At 71.1% G+C, this 17,850-nt stretch carries 14 protein-coding genes; 7 read left to right on the forward strand and 7 right to left on the reverse strand.

Annotated elements, in window-relative coordinates:
- The first annotated feature begins 4 nt into the window (after positions 1-4).
- Positions 5-1,114, forward strand: coding sequence for an ABC transporter ATP-binding protein (locus WS96_RS16065; RefSeq protein WP_059833742.1), 1,110 nt, complete (start codon positions 5-7; stop codon positions 1,112-1,114).
- 17 nt (positions 1,115-1,131) lie between these two features.
- Here the strand turns inward: WS96_RS16065 and WS96_RS16070 are convergent, their stop codons facing one another.
- Complete coding sequence (locus tag WS96_RS16070; RefSeq protein ID WP_059833744.1) at positions 1,132-2,016, reverse strand: LysR family transcriptional regulator; 885 nt, start codon at positions 2,014-2,016, stop codon at positions 1,132-1,134.
- A gap of 113 nt (positions 2,017-2,129) precedes the next feature.
- On the opposite strand from WS96_RS16070, the gene WS96_RS16075 reads away from it, so the two are divergent.
- Together WS96_RS16075 and WS96_RS16080 are read left to right on the forward strand one after the other, a co-directional pair.
- Complete coding sequence (locus WS96_RS16075) at positions 2,130-3,326, forward strand: serine hydrolase domain-containing protein (RefSeq protein ID WP_059833746.1); 1,197 nt, start codon at positions 2,130-2,132, stop codon at positions 3,324-3,326.
- Positions 3,323-4,546, forward strand: a complete 1,224-nt coding sequence (locus WS96_RS16080; protein ID WP_059833748.1) for an MFS transporter — start codon at positions 3,323-3,325, stop codon at positions 4,544-4,546. Before WS96_RS16075 ends, WS96_RS16080 begins: the two co-directional genes overlap by 4 nt.
- 22 nt (positions 4,547-4,568) lie before the next feature.
- Here WS96_RS16080 and WS96_RS16085 read toward each other — a convergent pair whose 3' ends face one another.
- The 4 genes from WS96_RS16085 to WS96_RS16100 form a co-directional block, all read right to left on the reverse strand.
- Positions 4,569-5,579: a sugar-binding transcriptional regulator gene (locus tag WS96_RS16085; RefSeq protein WP_082720271.1), complete on the reverse strand. Its 1,011-nt coding sequence runs from the start codon at positions 5,577-5,579 to the stop codon at positions 4,569-4,571.
- Between the two features lie 61 nt (positions 5,580-5,640).
- Positions 5,641-7,122: a xylulokinase gene (xylB, locus tag WS96_RS16090; protein ID WP_059833752.1), complete on the reverse strand. Its 1,482-nt coding sequence runs from the start codon at positions 7,120-7,122 to the stop codon at positions 5,641-5,643.
- Between the two features lie 105 nt (positions 7,123-7,227).
- Entirely contained in the window at positions 7,228-8,622 is a 1,395-nt protein-coding gene (gene dalD / locus WS96_RS16095) for a D-arabinitol 4-dehydrogenase (protein WP_059833753.1), read from the reverse strand.
- Between the two features lie 208 nt (positions 8,623-8,830).
- Positions 8,831-9,742, reverse strand: coding sequence for a LysR family transcriptional regulator (locus tag WS96_RS16100; protein ID WP_059782173.1), 912 nt, complete (start codon positions 9,740-9,742; stop codon positions 8,831-8,833).
- Between the two features lie 97 nt (positions 9,743-9,839).
- Between WS96_RS16100 and mdlC the strand changes: the two genes are divergently transcribed.
- The 4 genes from mdlC (at position 9,840) to WS96_RS16120 (ending at position 15,552) form a co-directional block, all read left to right on the forward strand.
- The gene (mdlC, locus tag WS96_RS16105) at positions 9,840-11,447 is read left to right on the forward strand and encodes a benzoylformate decarboxylase (protein ID WP_059833755.1); all 1,608 of its coding nucleotides are present in this window, start codon (positions 9,840-9,842) and stop codon (positions 11,445-11,447) included.
- 29 nt (positions 11,448-11,476) lie between these two features.
- On the forward strand, positions 11,477-12,928 hold the full coding sequence (locus WS96_RS16110) for an aldehyde dehydrogenase family protein (protein WP_059833757.1): 1,452 nt from the start codon (positions 11,477-11,479) through the stop codon (positions 12,926-12,928).
- A 14-nt stretch (positions 12,929-12,942) separates the two neighbouring features.
- A complete protein-coding gene (locus WS96_RS16115) occupies positions 12,943-13,887 on the forward strand; it encodes a ketopantoate reductase family protein (RefSeq protein ID WP_059833758.1) in 945 nt (314 codons plus the stop codon).
- Between the two features lie 258 nt (positions 13,888-14,145).
- Complete coding sequence (locus WS96_RS16120; RefSeq protein ID WP_059833760.1) at positions 14,146-15,552, forward strand: MFS transporter; 1,407 nt, start codon at positions 14,146-14,148, stop codon at positions 15,550-15,552.
- 20 nt (positions 15,553-15,572) lie between these two features.
- On the opposite strand, the gene kynA is transcribed toward WS96_RS16120, so the two are convergent.
- Together kynA and kynU are read right to left on the reverse strand one after the other, a co-directional pair.
- A complete protein-coding gene (gene kynA / locus WS96_RS16125) occupies positions 15,573-16,505 on the reverse strand; it encodes a tryptophan 2,3-dioxygenase (RefSeq protein WP_059833762.1) in 933 nt (310 codons plus the stop codon).
- A 90-nt stretch (positions 16,506-16,595) separates the two neighbouring features.
- On the reverse strand, positions 16,596-17,849 hold the full coding sequence (kynU, locus tag WS96_RS16130; protein ID WP_373557897.1) for a kynureninase: 1,254 nt from the start codon (positions 17,847-17,849) through the stop codon (positions 16,596-16,598).
- Position 17,850 lies beyond the last annotated feature (1 nt).

The raw sequence follows: 17,850 nt of genomic DNA on the forward strand, positions 1-17,850 counted from the left end.
GATCATGGCAAGCGTGCTCCTGCGCAACATCGCGAAGCGCTACGACGACACCGAAGTGCTGCGCAACGTGAACCTCGACATCGCCGACGGCGAATTCGTCGTATTCGTCGGGCCGAGCGGCTGCGGCAAATCCACGCTGATGCGGATGATCGCCGGCCTCGAAGACATTTCGAGCGGCGACCTGCTGATCGACGGCGCGAAGGTCAACGACGTGCCGAGCGCGAAGCGCGGCATCGCGATGGTGTTCCAGTCGTATGCGCTGTACCCGCACATGACGCTGTACGACAACATGGCGTTCGGCCTGAAGCTCGCGGGCGCGAAGAAGCCCGAGATCGACCAGGCCGTGAAGCAGGCCGCGAAGATCCTGCACATCGATCACCTGCTCGACCGCAAGCCGAAGCAACTGTCCGGCGGCCAGCGGCAGCGCGTCGCGATCGGCCGCGCGATCACGCGCAAGCCGAAGGTGTTCCTGTTCGACGAACCGCTGTCGAACCTCGACGCCGCGCTGCGCGTGAAGATGCGGCTGGAATTCGCGCGGCTGCATGACGAGCTGAAGACGACGATGATCTACGTGACGCACGACCAGGTCGAGGCGATGACGCTCGCCGACAAGATCGTCGTGCTGTCGGGCGGCGCGGTGCAGCAGGTCGGCACGCCGAACACGCTGTATCACGCGCCGGCGAACCAGTTCGTCGCGGGCTTCATCGGCTCGCCGAAGATGAACTTCCTGAAGGGCACGGTCGAATCGGCCGATGCGACCGGCGTGCTCGTGCGGTTCGACAGCGGCGAGACGCAGCGTGTCGCGGTCGACGCGGCCGGGCTGCAGCGCGGTGCGGCCGTGACCGTCGGCGTGCGGCCCGAGCACCTGCTGGTCGATGCGGCGGCGCCCGGCGTCGCCGCGCGGACGATGGCCGTCGAATCGCTCGGCGACGCCGCGTATCTCTATGCGGAGTCGGCCGTCGCGCCGGACGGGCTGATCGCGCGAATTCCGCCGCTCGACACGTATCGCACCGGCGAGGCGCTGCGCGTGCATGCGCTGCCCGAGCACTGCCATCTGTTCGACGAGCACGGGCAGGCGTTTCGGCGGCTGAGCGCGCACGCGAAGGCGGCTTGACCGCTGCTGCGCGCCGGTTACAGCCGCAAATGCTCGGCCATGTAATCGACGAACGCGCGCTGCTTGGGCATCGGATGGCGGCCTGACGGCCACAGCACGTAGAACGGCGTACGGCTCGCGACGTGGTCGTCGAGCACCGCGCGCAGCCTGCCGTCGGCGAGCGTGTCGCGTACGAAGAACTCGGGCAGGCATGCGATGCCGAGCCCGCGTAGCGCGAAGCACAGGCGCGTCTCGGCATTGTTGCTGACCATCGAGACGGGTACTTCCGGCGGCGTGCCGGCGCGCGGCGCGCGCAGCGGCCAGATCTCGAGCTTGCCGCTGCTCGGGAAGCGGTAATGCAGGCAGCGGTGCTGCGCGAGATCGGCCGGCGTGCGCGGCGTGCCGTGCCGGTCGAGATAGTCGGGCGACGCGACCAGGTGCTGGCGGAAGTGGCCGAGCAACCGCGACGACAGTCGCGAATCGGTCGGACGGCCGGTGCGCAGGACCACGTCGAAGCCTTCGTCGATCACGTCGACGATCCGGTCGCTGAAATCGATGTCGAGCTCGATCGCCGGATACGCGGCCATGAAATCGGCGAGCACCGGCAGCAGCAGCGTGCCGATCGTCGGCAGGCTCACGCGCAGCCGCCCGCGCGGCGCCTCGACGCTCTGCGTCAATTCCCGCTCGGCCGCATCGATTTCGGCGATCACGCGCCGGCACCGTTCGAGAAAGCGCGCGCCTTCGGCCGTCAGCGTGATGCTGCGCGTGCTGCGGTGAAAGAGCCGCACGTTCAGGCGCGCCTCGAGGCGCGCGATGCGCTTGCCGATCGCCGACGCCGACAATCCGAGCGCGCGGCCGGCCGCGACGAAGCTGCGTGTTTCCGCGACCTGGACGAACACGACGAAACCGCCAAGATTTTCCATGCAGGGCCTCGATTACGGACATCGATGTCCGGAGTGTCCGGAACTCTAACCCGGTTTTTCTTCCGGCGCCGGCTCCTTACGATGGGCGTTCCTTCACTGTTCGAGGTCACGCCATGTCGTCACTGCCTGTCACCACGCACCGCAGGGAACCGGACGCCGCGCTGCGCGCGCGGCTCGACGCCGTGCTCGATCGCGCGCTGGCCGACGCGCGCGTGGTCGGCGCGGTCGTGCTGGTCGCGCGCGACGGCGAATTGCGTTATGCACGCGCGGCCGGGCTGGCCGACCGCGAAGCCGGCACGCCGATGCGCGAGGACACGCTGTTCCGGCTCGCGTCGGTATCCAAGCCGATCGTGACGGCCGCCGCGATGCGGCTCGTCGCGGCATCGAAGATCGGCCTCGACGAACCGGTCGCGCGCTGGCTGCCGGCATTCACGCCGACGCTCGCGGACGGCACGCCTGCCGACATCACGCTGCGCCATCTGCTGTCGCACACGGCCGGGCTCGGCTATCGCTTTCTCGAAGCGGACGCCGACGGACCGTATGCGCGCGCGGGCGTGTCCGACGGCATGGACGGCGCCGGACCGTCGCTCGCGGAGAACGTGCGGCGCATCGCCGGCGTGCCGCTGCGATTCGCGCCCGGCACGTCGTGGCACTACTCGCTCGCGACCGACGTGGTCGGTGCGCTGATCGAGGCGGTCGACGGCCGACCGCTCGCCGATGCCGTGGCGGCGCTCGTGACGACGCCGCTCGGGATGACCGACACGGCGTTTTTCACGCGTGACGCGGCGCGCCTCGCGACGCCTTACGTCAGTACGCCCGGCGTGCCGCGCCGGATGACCGGCGACGATCTCGTCCCGGTGTACGAGGGTACGGTCGGCATCCGTTTCGCACCGGCGCGCGCGTTCGATGCGGCCGCGTGGCCGTCGGGCGGCGCAGGGATGATCGCTACGGCGGGCGACTGCATGACGCTGCTCGATACGTTGCGCACCGGGCGCGACGGTTGGCTCGCGCGCCGCTGGATCGACGAGATGTCGCGGGTTCAGCCGGGCGCGCACGACCTGCCGGACGCGCCGGGGTTCGGCTTCGGGCTCGGCTGTTCCGTGCTGCATGACCCGGCGGCCGCGCGATCGCCGGAATCGGTCGGCACGTGGCGCTGGGGCGGCGCGTACGGGCATGCGTGGTTCGTCGACCGGGCGGCCGGGCTGACGGTGGTGGCGCTGACCAATACGTTGTACGAAGGGATGCACGGGCGCATCGTCACCGACGTGCGCGATGCGGTGTATGGCGTCGACGACCGGAGTGCGCAATGAGCGAGTGCGTATCCGTCTCCGAGCGCGCCGTCGATCGCGCGGCAGATCCGTCCACGCCGGCCCGTGCGCACCTGCCCGTCGCGAACCTGCTCGCGCTGGCCACCGCCGGCTTCATCACGGTACTCACCGAAGCGCTGCCGGCCGGCCTGCTGCCGCCGATGAGCGCCGACCTGCGCGTGACCGAGGCGCTGGTCGGCCAACTGGTGACCGCCTACGCGCTCGGCTCGATCGTCGCGGCGATTCCGCTCGTCGCCGCGACGCGCGCGATGCGCCGGCGCCGCCTGCTGCTCGCCGCGCTGGCCGGTTTCGTCGTGTCGAACGCGCTGACGGCCGCGTCGCCGTATTACGCGCTCACGCTTGCGGCGCGGTTCGTCGCGGGGATGTCGGCCGGGCTGCTGTGGGCGCTGCTGGCCGGGTATGCGAGCCGGATGGTCGACCCGGCGCTGCGCGGCCGCGCGATCGCGGTCGCGATGCTCGGCATACCGGCGGCGATGTCGATCGGCATTCCGGCCGGCACCGCGCTCGGCGCGACGTTCGGCTGGCGCCTCGCGTTCGCCGGTATTTCGGCCGCGGCGCTCGCGCTGATCGGCTGGATCCGCATGCGCTTACCCGACTATCCGGGCCAGCAGGCCGGCGCGCGCGAGCCGGTGCTCGGCGTGATGACGCTGCCCGGCGTGCGCCCGGTGCTGACGGTGATGTTCGCGTACGTGCTCGCGCACAACATGCTGTACACGTACGTCGCGCCGTTCCTCGCGGGCGTGCGCATGGGGGCGCAGGTCGACGTGGTGCTGTTCGTGTTCGGCGTTGCGTCGCTCGTCGGCATCGCGCTGACGGGCGCGTGGATCGGCGCCGCGCAGCGACGCCTCACGCTCGCGAGCATCGCGCTGTTCGCGCTGGCGGCGGCGATGCTCGGCGCCGGTTCCGGGATGACGACCGTCTATGCGGGCGTCGTGCTGTGGGGGCTCGCGTTCGGCGGCGCGCCGACGCTGTTCCAGACGGCCACCGCGAACGCGGCGGGCGAATCGGCCGACGTCGCGCAGTCGATGCTCGTGACGGTGTGGAATCTGGCGATCGCCGGCGGCGGCATCGCGGGCGGGATGCTGCTCGGCGCGACGGGCGCCGGCGCGATTCCGTGGGTGCTCGTCGCGCTGCTGGCGCTGGCCTGGGTCGGCGCGTGGCGCGCACGCCGGCATGCGTTTCCGGTGCCGCGCGCGGCCTGAGCCGGCGCGGGCGACGGCGGCGTCAGGCCGCCTTCGCGGCGAGCGCGGCGCGCGCGCAGGTTTCGTCGGTGACGAGCCCCGACAGCCAGCCGCCGCGCAGCGCGGCAATCACCGCGTCGTGTTTCTTCGGGCCGCCGGCGAACGCGATCGTCGGCCGCTTCGGCGGCGTGGCGAGCGCGACGCTCGTCACCCGCGCGCTCGTCGACACGGTGATCTGCGTGCCCTTAGCGTCGATCGGCACGCCGAGCAGTTCGGCCACCGCGCCGAGCGCGGTCATCTCGTCGCGCTCCTGTTCGGTGATGAAGCCGTCTTCGTAGAGCGGGCAGTGCGGACCGATGTTGCCGATCCCGACGAACGCGACGTCGGCTTCGCCCGACAGCGCCTCGACGATCCGGTACAGCCGGTGATTGCACCACTGCGCGCGCTCGGCGTCGCTGTCGGCGAACAGCGGCGCGGGCAGCAGGAAATGCTTGCTGCCGGTTTTCTCGGAGATGTACTGCGCGACGTCGTAGCGGTTCGACGAGCCGTCGGCCGCGATCGCGCCGACCATCGACACGAGCCGGTGCTGCGGGCGGTCGATCTGCGCGATCTGCGCGACCGCGGCCTTCAGCGTCCGGCCGCTGCTGACCGCGATCACCATCGGCCGCGTTTCGTTCAGGTAGCGCTCCATCACCTGCGCGCCGGCGACCGCGAGCTTGCGGTCGATCGCGTCGGGCGCATCGGCGTCGACGGGCACGACTTCGCACATCGCGAGGCCGTAGCGTTTCGACAGTTGCGCGCCGAGATCGAGACAGTCGGCGAGCCGATGGTCGACACGCACGCGGATCAGGTTCTTCTCGACCGCGAACGCGACGAGGCGTTGCGCGACGGGGCGCGACACCTGCAGCTTTTCGGCGATTTCGTTCTGCGTGTCGCCCGCGACGTAATAGAGCCACGCGGCGCGCGTGGCGAGATCGAGTTTTTCTGAGGACTTGGACACGATAGCGATTCGGTTCGGATCTGAGGGGCCGCCCCGCGGGCCGGCGGACCGCACGACGGCATCCACTGTACCGCATGTCGCACGCGTGGCCGGCGGGCGGCCGCGCGCGCGGCGCCTACGCGAGCCGTGCGCGCGACGGTTCGTACAGCGGCCGCACGTGACGGTACAGCGTGCGGAACGCATCGAGGCGTTCGCGCAGCCGCGCGTGGCGGTCGGCGTCCGGTGCGTATTCGGCGCGCACCGGCGGCTTGGTCAGCACCGTCTGCGGATCGCCGCCGACGGCCAGCCAGCCGAGCCGTGCCGCGCCGAGCGCCGCGCCCGTTTCGCCGCCGCCGATCTGGCGCGTGCGCACGTTCAGCGCGTCCGCGATCAGTTGCGCCCAGAACGCGCTGCGCGCGCCGCCGCCGATCAGCGACAACCGGTCGGTTTCGACGCCGGCCGCATGCAGCGCGTCGAGGCCGTCGGCGAGGCCGAGCGTCACGCCTTCGAGCACCGCATAGCCGAGGTGCGCGCGCTCGGTCGCGTGGGTCATCCCGAAGAACACGCCCTGCGCGTACGGATCGTTGTGCGGCGTGCGTTCGCCCGACAGGTAGGGCAGGAACAGCGGCGCCGCGGCGAGCGCGTCGGCGTCGAGCGCCGCGACCTCGGCGAGCAGCGCGGGCTCGTCGGTGCCGGTCAGCTTGCAGACCCAGCGCAGGCAGCTCGCGGCCGACAGCACGACGCTCATCAGTTGCCAGCGATCGGGAATCGCATGGCAGAACGCATGCACGGCCGAGGAGGGATTCGGCATGAAGCGGTCGCCGACCACGCTCAGCACGCCGGACGTGCCGAGCGACACGAAGCCGTCGCCCGCGTGGATCGCACCGATGCCGAGCGCGCTCGTCGCGTTGTCGCCGCCGCCGCCCGCGACCGGGACGGCCTCCGACAGCCCGAGCTCGCGTGCGACGTCCGCACGCAGCGTGCCGGACGGCGCGTTGCCCTCGACGATGCGCGGCATCTGCGCGCGCGTCATCCCGCACGCGGCGAGCAGCGCATCGGACCAGTCGCGGCGGGCAACGTCGAGCCACAGCGTGCCGGCCGCGTCCGACGGGTCCGACACTTTCGCGCCGGTCAGCCGGAATCGCAGGTAGTCCTTCGGCATCAGCACGCACGCGGTTGCCGCGAACACGTCGGGTTCGTGCCTGGCGACCCACAGCAGTTTCGGCGCGGTGAAGCCGGGCATCGCGAGGTTGCCGGCCAGCGCGTGGAGATCGGGCGCGCGCTCGGTGAGCAGCGCGCATTCGTCGGCGCTGCGCATGTCGTTCCACAGGATCGCCGGGCGCAGCACGCGATCGTCGCGGCCGAGCAGCACCGCGCCGTGCATCTGGCCCGACAGGCCGATGCCGCGCACCTGCGCGAACGCGTGGGGGTGCCGCTCGCGCAGCGTCGCGAGCGCCGCGAGCGTGCCTCGCCACCAGTCGTCCGGATGCTGTTCGGCCCAGCGCGGATGCGGCCGCGACACCGTGAACGGCGAGCCGGCGGTGCCGACGACCGCGCCGTCCGGGGCGAGCAGCAGCACCTTCACTTCCGAGGTGCCGAGGTCGATGCCGAGATACATGAGCGATCCGTTCCGTCAGAGAGGAGCCGCTACTTTAGCCGTGCCGCACGGCATGTGCCAAGCGGGTTCGCCCGGCTGCGCGGCCGGGCGCCGGCACGCGCGTGGTCAGCGCGCCGCGAGCCATGCGTCGACGCGCGCGAGCCCGGCGCGCAACGCGTCGAACAGCGCGGCGTTGCCGGCCAGCGAGCCCCACAGCGCGCGGTTGGCGCACAGCGCGACGACCGGGTCGTCGGCGTCGACGATCGCACGCGCGACGCTGTCGTCCATCACGCCGTCCTGGTACGCATACGGCAGCGTGCCGCGCGCCCAGCGCTCGAGAAAGCGCAGGAACAGTGCGGGCAGCACGGCGGTGGCGACCGGCGCGGCGCCGCGCGCGAACGATTCGACGAGCGTCGGCGCGATGAAGCCGGGGATCTTCGAGAAGCCGTCGGCCGCGACGCGCTGGTTCGTGTCGAGCACGTACGGGTTGCCGAAGCGCTCCAGCACGACGTCGCGGTAGCGCGCGAGATCGAGCGGGCTCGGCGTCAGGCACGGGATCACGTCCTGCGTCACGTAGTCGTGCGCGAAGCGGCGGATCGCCGCGTCGTGCGTGCCTTCGTGGATATACGCATGGCCCGCGAGCGTGCCGGCCCACGCGATGCAGCTGTGCGTCGCGTTGAGGATGCGGATCTTCGCTTCCTCGTACGGATGCACGTCGTCGACGAGTTCCGCGCCGGCTAGCTCCCAGCGCGGCCGGCCGGCCGCGAAGCGGTCCTCGATCACCCACTGGATGAACGATTCGCCCATCACCGGGCACGCGTCGTCGACGCCGGTGGCCGCGCGCACGCGCTCGCGCACGTCGGCGGTCGGGCGCGGCGTGATGCGGTCGACCATCGCGCTGGGCGTCGCGACGTTCGCATCGAACCATGCGATGAGATGCGTTTCGCCGCGCCGTTCGAGGAATTCGCGCATCCCTGCGCGAAAGCGTGCGCCGTTGTTGCGCAGGTTGTCGCAGCTTTGCAGCGTGAGCGGGCCGGCGCCGCGCCGCACGCGTTCGGCGAGCAGCGCCGCGAGCGCACCGTACAGCGTCGTGCGCGCGCCCTGCAGGTCGGTGGCGAGATCGGCGTTCGCGAGGTCGAGCCGGTCGTGTTCGTCGAGGTAGTAGCCGCCTTCGGTGACGGTGAACGACACGATCCGGCACGCCGGATCGGCGCCGGCGTCGATCAGCGCGGCGAGATCGATCGACCACGGCAGCACGCGCGTGATCGAACGGATCGTCTCGTAGGCGCGTTCGCCTTGCGGCGTGACGGTTTCGAGCGTGTACGCGCCATGTTGCGCGGCGAGCGCGTCCATCGTCGCGCGCATGTCGTCGCGGATGTTGCCGACGGTCAGCGACCAGCGTTCATCGGCCGGCACGGCCGCGTTCACGCGATGCAGATACCACGCCTGGTGCGCGCGGTGAAACGAGCCCGCGCCAATGTGCAGCAGCACGGGCGCGCGGGCGGAGGGCGAGTCGCTCATCCGGTGTCTCCTGTTCCTGCCTGTCTATCCTGTCGAATACGATCATTTGCTCTTTGTGTGAGCGAATGATCGTATTCGGGCGAACGAAAGTCAAGGCGGGGACACGGCATTTCGATGGTGCGCTGCGGCGCGGGCGGCGCGGGCGGGGAGGGCACGCGGGCAGGCAGGCGGCAGGCGGGCAGGCGCGACGCAGCCGGCGAAAAGAGCGTCAGCACCCCTCGCGCGTGAGTGCGACGAGTTCGTCGAGCAGCTTGCCGGCCGGCCCCGGCAGGATCCCGTGGCGGCGCCGGAATGCGGTGAGCGTGCGCACCGCGACGACTTCGCGCACGGGCAGCGTGTCGATCGTGCCGGCGCGCCGTTCGGCGCCGTACATCGGCTCGGCCATCCAGCAGAGGAATCCCGCATGCGCGACCAAGCTTTTCAGCGTCGTGACCGAGCGCGTCTCGACCGCGATGTCGGGCAGCGGGAGGCCGTGCGCGTCGAAGGTCGCGCGCATGTGGTCGAACGGCGCGGTGCCGCGCGGCGGAATCGCCCAGCGCGCGTGCAGCGTATCGGCGAGCGTCGGCGCGCGGCCGAGCGCGCGCAGCGGATGGTGCGGCGCCGCAACGATATGGCTGCGGTCCTCCCAGCGGCATTCGGGAATCGCGACGATCTCGTCGGTATCGGGCCCGTGCGCGGACAGCGCAAGGTCGATCTCGTGCTTGATCAGCCCTTGCGCGAGCCGGTCCCACACGCCCTCGATGATTTCGACGCGCAGGTTCGGCCAGCGGTCGAGCACGCGGCCGACCGCGACCGGCAGCACGAGGCTCGCGATGCTGCCCACCGTGCCGACCTTGATCGTGCCCTTCGCGAACCCGCGCATCGCGTCGAGCTCCTCGCGCGCATGTTCGGCCTCGTGCTGCAGCAGCGTCGCGTGCGGCAGCAACGCCTCGCCGAACGCGGTGAGCTGCACGCCCTTCGAATGGCGCTCGAACAGCGGCGCGCCGACCTGCTCCTCGAGCCGCTTCAGGATCCGGCTCAGCGCAGGCTGCGTGACGTGCAGCGCATCGGCCGCGCGGCCGAGGCTGCCGCACGCGACGATCGTCGTGAAGGCACGCAGTTGTCGGAGATCGAAAGTCATGCCGGAACGTAATGGCTTTTCGCAGAAAATACAGTATCGGTGAATGGCTTGCGCTTCGATACTGTGGAAACCGCCAAGCCATCGAGGAGCGCCGAGCATGTCCGGCCATTCACCCCTTTCCGCTGCATCGATCACCGTTCGCGATGCGGTGATCGACTTGCTCCGCCAGTTCGGGATCGACCGCGTGTTCGGCAATCCCGGCTCGACCGAGCTGCCGATGTTCCGCGACTTTCCCGATGATTTCCGCTACGTGCTCGGCCTGCACGAAGCCGTCGTGGTCGGGATGGCCGACGGCCATGCGCAAGCCACCGGCAATGCGGCGGTCGTCAACCTGCATTCGGCGGCGGGTGTCGGCAACGCGATGGGCAATCTGTTTACCGCGTTCAAGAACCGCACGCCGCTGATCGTCACCGCCGGCCAGCAGGCGCGCGCGATTCTGCCGTTCGATCCGTTCCTCGGCGCGACGCAGGCCGCCGAACTGCCGAAGCCGTACGTGAAATGGAGCATCGAGCCCGCTCGCGCGCAGGACGTGCCGGCCGCGATCGCGCGTGCGTACCGCATCGCGATGCAGGAGCCGCGCGGCCCCGTGTTCGTGTCGATCCCGGTCGACGACTGGGACCAGCCGGCCGAACGGCTGCCGCGGCGCGACGTCAGCCGCATCGTGCGGCCCGATCCCGACGCGCTCGCCCGGCTCGGCGACGCGCTCGATGCCGCGCGGCGCCCGGCGTTCGTGGTCGGCGCGGCCGTCGATCGCGCGGGGGCCTGGGACGACGCCGTGCGTCTCGCCGAGCGGCACCGTGCGCGCGTGTACGTCGCGCCGATGTCGGGGCGCTGCAGCTTTCCCGAGGACCATCCACTGTTCGCCGGCTTCCTGCCCGCGATCCGCGAGAAGATCGTCGCGCGGCTCGCCGGGCACGATCTCGTGTTCGCGTTCGGCGCGCCCGCGTTCACGTATCACATCGAAGGCTTCGGTCCGCACGTGCCGCCGGGCGCGACGCTCGTGCAGCTCGTCGACGATCCCGGCGTCGCCGCGTGGACGCCGTCGGGCGATGCGGTCGTCGGCAACCTGCGGCTCGCCGCGCGCGATCTGCTCGCGCGGCCCGCGCCGCCCGAGCGGCCGATGCCCGCGCCGCGCCCGCCGCACGTCCGTGTCGACACGCCCGCCGCCGGCGAGCGCATGTCGGTCGCGTTCGCGCTGCAGACGCTCGCCGACGTGCGCGACGCGCAGGACATCGTCGTCGAGGAGGCGCCGAGCGCGCGGTCGGTGATGCAGGAACATCTGCCGTTCACGCGCAGCGGCACGTTCTACACGATGGACAGCGGCGGCCTGGGTTACGGGATGCCGGCCGCTGTCGGCGTCGCGCTCGCGCAGCCGGGCCGGCGCGTGATCGGGCTGATCGGCGACGGCTCGAGCCTGTACTCGATCCAGGCGCTGTGGAGCGCCGCGCAACTGAAGCTGCCGATCACGTTCGTGATCCTGAACAACCGGCGTTACGCGGCGCTGCAGGATTTCGCGCCCGTGTTCGGTTTCGGCCCGGGCGACCCGGTGCAGGGCACCGATCTGCCCGACCTGGATTTCGTCGCGCTCGCGCAAGGGATGGGCTGCCGCGGCGTGCGCGTCGCCGATGCCGCCCGCCTGCGCGACACGCTGACCGACGCGCTGCGGGCCGCGACGCCGGTCGTCGTCGAAGTCGAGATTGCCTGACGCGCCGCGCGCGTCTTTCCGGAGATGCCATGCAAACCGTAGCGATGCTGATCGGCGGCGAACGCCGCCACTCGTCCAGCGGCGCGACCTTCGTGCGCCGCAACCCGCTCGACGGCGAAATCGCGTCGGCCGCGCCCGCGGGCACCGTCGACGATGCGCGCGCGGCGGCCGACGCGGCCGCCCGTGCGTTTCCCGAATGGGCCGCGCTCGGCCCCGGCGCGCGACGCGCATGGCTGCTGAAGGCGGCCGCCGCGCTCGAAGCGAAACACGAGCAGTTCGTCGCCGCGATGGCGGCCGAGACGGGCGCCTCCGCGCTGTGGGCCGGCTTCAACGTGAAGCTCGCGGCGAGCGGGCTCGTCGAGGCGGCGTCGCTCACCACGCAGGTCGGCGGCGCGCTGATCCCGTCCGACGTGCCCGGCTCGCTCGCGATGGGCGTGCGGCAGCCGGCCGGCGTCGTGCTCGGCATCGCGCCGTGGAATGCGCCGGTGATTCTCGCGACGCGCGCGCTCGCGCTGCCGCTCGCATGCGGCAACACGGCCGTGCTGAAAGGCTCGGAACTGTGCCCCGTCACGCACGGGCTGGTCGTCGAGGCGCTGCAGGAAGCCGGGCTGCCGCCGGGCGTCGTCAACTTCGTGACGAACGCGCCCGACGATGCGGGCGCCGTCGTCGACGCGTTGATCGCGCATCCGGCCGTGCGCCGCGTGAATTTCACCGGCTCGACGCGAGTCGGGCGGATCGTCGCCGAAGCCTGCGCGCGCCATCTGAAACCGTCGGTGCTGGAACTCGGCGGCAAGGCGCCGTTCGTCGTGCTCGACGATGCCGATCTCGACGCGGCGGTCGCCGCGGCCGCATTCGGCGCATTCGCGAATTCCGGGCAGATCTGCATGTCGACCGAGCGCATCGTCGTCGACGCATCGATCGCCGATGCATTCGTCGCGAAGCTCGCCGCCAAGGCTGCATCGCTGCCGCTCGGCGACCCGCGCCACGGGCCCGTCGTGCTCGGTTCGCTGATCGACGCGAAGGCCGTCGAGCGCTGCAACGCGCTGATCGACGACGCGCTCGCGCACGGCGCGACGCTGCTGTGCGGCGGCAAGGCCGACAGCACGCTGTTTCCCGCGACGCTGCTCGATCACGTGACGCCGGCGATGCGCGTCTATGCGGAAGAATCGTTCGGCCCGGTGAAGGGCATCGTGCGCGTCGACGGCGAGGACGCCGCGATCCGCTGCGCGAACGACAACGCGTTCGGGCTGGCGTCGGCCGTGTTCAGCCGCGACGTCGCGCGGGCGCTGCGTGTCGCCGCGCGCATCGAATCGGGCATCTGTCACGTGAACGGCCCGACCGTGCACGACGAAGCACAGATGCCGTTCGGCGGCGTGAAGGACAGCGGCTTCGGCCACTTCGGCGGCCAGGCCGGCATCGCCGCGTTCACCGACCTGCGCTGGATCACCGTGCAGACGGCGCCGCGCCACTATCCGTTCTGACGAGGCCGCCGACGATGAGAATCGCGATTCTGGGCGCGGGCGCGATGGGCTCGCTGTTCGGCGGGCGGCTCGCCGAAAGCGGCGAAGCCGTCACGCTGATCGACGTGAACGATACGCATCTCGATACGATCCGTCGCGACGGGTTGCGCATCGACGACGATCGCGGCGAGCGGCGCATCCGCTCGCTGCAGGCCGTGCGGCCGGAGGCCGCGAATGCGCACGCGGCCGCCGCGCCCGACACACCGTTCGACCTGCTGATCGTTTTCACGAAATCGCTGCACACGCGGGCGGCGCTCGACGGCGTGCGCGCGCTGCTGACGGCGGGCACGTTCGTGCTGACGCTGCAGAACGGGCTCGGCAACGTCGAGACGCTGAATGCGTTCGTCCCGCTCGAGCGCATCCTGGTCGGCGTGACGACGTGGCCGGCCGATGCGGCCGGCCACGCGCACGTGCGCTCGCACGGCGCCGGCACGATCCGCATGATGACGGCCGACGGCGTGGCGCGCCCGTTCGCGACGGCCGTGGCCGATGCGTTGTCGCGCGCGGGGCTCGCGTGCACGCTCGATCCCGACGTGTGGGCCGCGATCTGGGAGAAGGTCGCGTTCAATGCGGCGCTCAACCCGCTGTGTGCGGCGACGGGCTGCACCGTCGACCAGCTCGGCCATCGTCACGACGGTCCGCGGCTCGCGCTGGCGATCGCGGCCGAGACCGCCGCCGTCGCGCGCGCGAGGGGCATCGCGGTCGACGGCGAACGCATTGCGCGTAACGTCGAGCATGCGATCCGCGAGCATCGCGGCCATCGTCCGTCGATGCTGCAGGACGTGCTCGCGGGCCGCCGCACCGAGATCGACGCGATCAACGGCAAGGTCGTCGCGGCCGCGCGCGAAGCGGGCGTCGCGGTGCCGCATGCCGAGACGCTGCTCGCGCTCGTCCGGCTGATCGACGCACGGACGAACTGAGCAGCAGGCCGGCGGCCGGCTGGCGCCGCGTGACGATACGGATGCCGCGTACGCGGGACGATGGCGTCGGATCGTAAAGGGCAGGACAGGACGCCGGCGCCGATGCATGCGCGCCGGCCGACTGCGCAGCACGAGATCCGGGCACGCGTGTGCGCCAGCCCGGACAACAGGAGACGCCATGAAAGCCATCGAATACCGTTGTCTTGCCGCGCGCCGTTCGCGCACGTTGCCGCCGACGTGCGGCGCCCGGGAGGTCGCATGAGCACGCGCGACCCACTGGACGGACGGCTGCCGCCGTCGGTCGACGTCGGCACGACGCTCGACGACGGGCCGTTCACGGCGATGCAGCGCGGCGTGGTGCTGCTCGCCGCGCTCGCGATCGTGCTCGACGGCTTCGACGGCCAACTGATCGGTTTCGCGATTCCCGTGCTGATCCGCGAATGGGGCATCACGCGCGGCGCGTTCGCGCCGGCCGTCGCGGCGGGGCTGATCGGAATGGGTATCGGCAGCGCGTGCGCGGGGATCGTCGCGGATCGCTTCGGCCGCCGCCAGGCCGTGATCGGCAGCGTGTTCCTGTTCGGCATCGCGACCTGCGCGATCGGCTTCGCGCCCGACGTCGCGACGATCGCGATGCTGCGCTTTTGCGCCGGGCTCGGGATCGGCGGCGCGCTGCCGACGGCCACCACGATGACCGCCGAATACACGCCCGCGCGGCGCCGCACGATGATGGTGACCGCGACGATCGTCTGCGTGCCGCTCGGCGGCATGCTGGCCGGCCTGTTCGCGCACGAGGTGCTGCCGCGCTACGGCTGGCGCGGGCTGTTCTTCGCGGGCGGTGCGCTGCCGCTCGTGTTCGGCTTCGTGCTCGTGCGTGCGTTGCCCGAATCGCCGCGCTATCTCGCGCGGCGCCCCGCACGCTGGCCGGAACTCGGCGCGCTGCTCGCGCGAATGCAGCGGCCGGTCGCGCCCGGCACCGTGTTCACCGATACGAAGGACGCCCGCGCGCCCGGTAGCCGCGGCGGCTTCGGCGCACTGTTCGCGAGCGGCCACGCGCGCGACACGATCGCGCTGTGGTGCGCGTTCTTCATGTGCCTGCTCGCCGTGTACGCGGCATTCAGCTGGCTGCCGACGATGCTCGCGGCGAGCGGGTTGAGCGTGTCGGTCGCGGGCTCGGGACTCACCGCGTACAACCTCGGCGGCGTGGTCGGCGCGCTGCTGTGCGCGTGGGCGATCGCGCATGCGGGGTCGCGCTGGCCGCTCGCGCTGTGCAGCATCGGCGGCGCGGCGAGCGCGGTGTGGCTGATGGGCGTCGATGCGAGCCGCCATACGGGCTGGCTGATCGTCGGGCTCGGCTTGCACGGGCTGTTCGTCAACGCGGTGCAGTCGACGATGTATGCGCTGTGCGCGTACATCTACCCGACGGCCGTGCGCGCGACGGGCACCGCGAGTGCGCTCGCGTTCGGCCGGCTCGGCGCGATCCTCAGCGCGTTCGCGGGCGCGATCGTGATCACGGCGGGCGGCGCGGGCGCCTACCTGACGATGCTGGCCGTTGCGATGGGCGTGGTCTGCGTCGCGCTGCTCGCGGTGCGGCGGCACATTCCGCGGCTGTCGCGCGCGCATGCGCCGCCGCGCGAAGGGGAGGAGCTCGCGCGGACGTCGTCGTGACGGCGCCCGCGCGACGGGCGTTACAGCGTGGTGCGCACGTGCCAGAGTTCGGGGAACAGCACGACGTCGAGCATCTTGCGCAGGTACGGCGCGCCGCTCGTGCCGCCGGTGCCCTGCTTGAAGCCGATGATGCGTTCCACCGTCGTCACGTGACGGAAGCGCCACTGGCGGAACGCGTCCTCGAGATCGACCAGTTCCTCGGCCATCTCGTACAGTTCCCAGTGCTGCTGCGGATGACGATAGACCTCGAGCCACGCGGCTTCGACCGTTTCGTCGTGACGCATCGGCTGCGTCCAGTCGCGATCGAGCCGCTCCGGCGCGATCGGGAACCCGCGTCGCGCGAGCAGGCGCACGACCTCGTCGTAGAACGACGGTGCCTCGAGCGTCGCGCGCACCTGTTCGAGGATATCGGGCCGGTGCGCATGCGGCTGCAGCATCTGCGCGTTCTTGTTGCCGAGCAGGAATTCGAGCTGGCGATACTGATACGACTGGAAGCCCGACGACTGGCCGAGATACGGCCGCATCGCCGAATACTCGGACGGCGTCATCGTCGACAGCACGTTCCACGCCTGCACCAGTTGCTCGAGGATGCGCGACACGCGCGCGAGCATCTTGAACGCGGGCGGCAGCGCGTCGGTGCGCACCGCATCGAGCGCGCCGCGCAGCTCGAACAGTGCGAGCTTCATCCACAGCTCGCTCGTCTGATGCTGGATGATGAACAGCATCTCGTTGTGATCGGGCGACAGCGGATGCTGCGCGTCGAGGATCGCGTTCAGCGACAGGTAGTCGCCATAGCTCATCGACTTCGAGAAATCGAGCTGCGCGTCGTGCCAGCCGCCTTCGGCGGCGTCGCCCGGCACGTGCGGCGCTTCGTGCGCGGCTTGCGCCGGCTGGGCGGCGCGTGCGCCCGAGAACGGACAGCCAGCCGGCGCGTCGCCGCCGGGGGGCTGCATATGACCAGAATTCACGACTTTCTCCAGATTTGAATGACGAATGCGCGGCGCGCGCGCCGCATGCAACTGCGGCGCGCCGTGCAGAACCGGTCAGGTCACCGCGCCGCGTTCGGCGAACTCGGGCGCCTTCCACGCGTCGGTGGCGAGGATGTCGCGCAGCGTCTCGACCGCATCCCATACGTCGGCGAAGCGCGTATAGAGCGGCGTGAAGCCGAAGCGCAGCACGTACGGCTCGCGGTAGTCGCCGATCACGCCGCGCGCGATCAGCGCCTGCATCACTTCGTAGCCGTGCGGATGCTCGAAGCTCGCCTGCGAGCCGCGCTGGTGATGCGCGCGCGGCGTGACGAGCTTCAGCGACAGGCCCGCGCAGCGTTCCTCGACGAGCGCGATGAACGCGTCGGTCAGCGCGAGCGACTTGCGGCGGATCGTCTGCATGTCGGTCTGCAGGAATACGTCGAGCCCGCATTCGACCATCGACATCGACACGATCGGCTGCGTGCCGCACAGGAAGCGCGCGATGCCCGGATCGGGCGCGAAGCCCGGCTGCATCGCGAACGGCGCGCGATGGCCCCACCAGCCCGACAGCGGCTGCGAGAACTGCGCGAGATGGCGTTGCGGCACCCACACGAACGCGGGCGAGCCGGGGCCGCCGTTCAGGTACTTGTACGTGCAGCCGACCGCGCCGTCCGCGCGTGCGCCGTTCAGGTCGACCGGCACCGCGCCGGCCGAGTGCGCGAGATCCCACAGCATCAGCGCGCCCGCGTCGTGCACGAGCTGCGTGACGGCCGGCATGTCGTGCATGTAGCCGGTGCGGTAGTTCACGTGCGTGATCATCGCGACGGCCGTGTCGGCGCCGAGCGCGTCGGGCAGGTCGGCCGGATCGTCGATCAGGCGCAGCTCGTAATGGCCGCCGAGCTGCTCGATCAGCCCTTGCGCGATGTACAGGTCGGTCGGGAAGTTCGAACGCTCCGACACGATCACGCGGCGCTCGGGCGCACGCTCGGCCTGGTGGCGCAGCATCGCCGACAGCAGCTTGAACAGGTTGATCGAGATGGTGTCGGTGACGACCGTCTCGCCGGGCGCGCCGCCGATCAGCGTCGCGAGCTTGTCGCCGAGGCGGCGCGGCAGCGCGAACCAGCCTGCCGTGTTCCAGCTGCGGATCAGGCCTTCGCCCCATTCGGCGCCGATCACCTGCTGCGCACGGGAAGCCGACGCGCGCGGCTGCGCGCCGAGCGAGTTGCCGTCGAGGTAGATCACGCCGTCGGGCAGCGAGAACTGGTCGCGCAGCGGGGCGAGCGGGTCGTCGCGGTCGAGCGCGAGCGCGTCTTCACGGGTCTTGATCATC

Origin of the sequence: Burkholderia sp. MSMB1835 (assembly GCF_001526365.1) — a bacterium.
Taxonomy (GTDB): domain Bacteria; phylum Pseudomonadota; class Gammaproteobacteria; order Burkholderiales; family Burkholderiaceae; genus Burkholderia.

Coding starts and splice junctions, on each gene's coding strand:
- WS96_RS16080 (WP_059833748.1), top strand. CDS start 3,323: ATGAGCGAGTGCGTATCCGTCTCCGAGCGCGCCGTCGATCGCGCGGCA.
- WS96_RS16110 (WP_059833757.1), top strand. CDS start 11,477: ATGCAAACCGTAGCGATGCTGATCGGCGGCGAACGCCGCCACTCGTCC.
- WS96_RS16065 (WP_059833742.1), top strand. CDS start 5: ATGGCAAGCGTGCTCCTGCGCAACATCGCGAAGCGCTACGACGACACC.
- WS96_RS16120 (WP_059833760.1), top strand. CDS start 14,146: ATGAGCACGCGCGACCCACTGGACGGACGGCTGCCGCCGTCGGTCGAC.
- mdlC (WP_059833755.1), top strand. CDS start 9,840: ATGTCCGGCCATTCACCCCTTTCCGCTGCATCGATCACCGTTCGCGAT.
- kynU (WP_373557897.1), bottom strand. CDS start 17,849: ATGATCAAGACCCGTGAAGACGCGCTCGCGCTCGACCGCGACGACCCG.
- kynA (WP_059833762.1), bottom strand. CDS start 16,505: ATGCAGCCCCCCGGCGGCGACGCGCCGGCTGGCTGTCCGTTCTCGGGC.
- dalD (WP_059833753.1), bottom strand. CDS start 8,622: ATGAGCGACTCGCCCTCCGCCCGCGCGCCCGTGCTGCTGCACATTGGC.
- xylB (WP_059833752.1), bottom strand. CDS start 7,122: ATGTATCTCGGCATCGACCTCGGCACCTCGGAAGTGAAGGTGCTGCTG.
- WS96_RS16100 (WP_059782173.1), bottom strand. CDS start 9,742: ATGACTTTCGATCTCCGACAACTGCGTGCCTTCACGACGATCGTCGCG.
- WS96_RS16115 (WP_059833758.1), top strand. CDS start 12,943: ATGAGAATCGCGATTCTGGGCGCGGGCGCGATGGGCTCGCTGTTCGGC.
- WS96_RS16070 (WP_059833744.1), bottom strand. CDS start 2,016: ATGGAAAATCTTGGCGGTTTCGTCGTGTTCGTCCAGGTCGCGGAAACA.
- WS96_RS16075 (WP_059833746.1), top strand. CDS start 2,130: ATGTCGTCACTGCCTGTCACCACGCACCGCAGGGAACCGGACGCCGCG.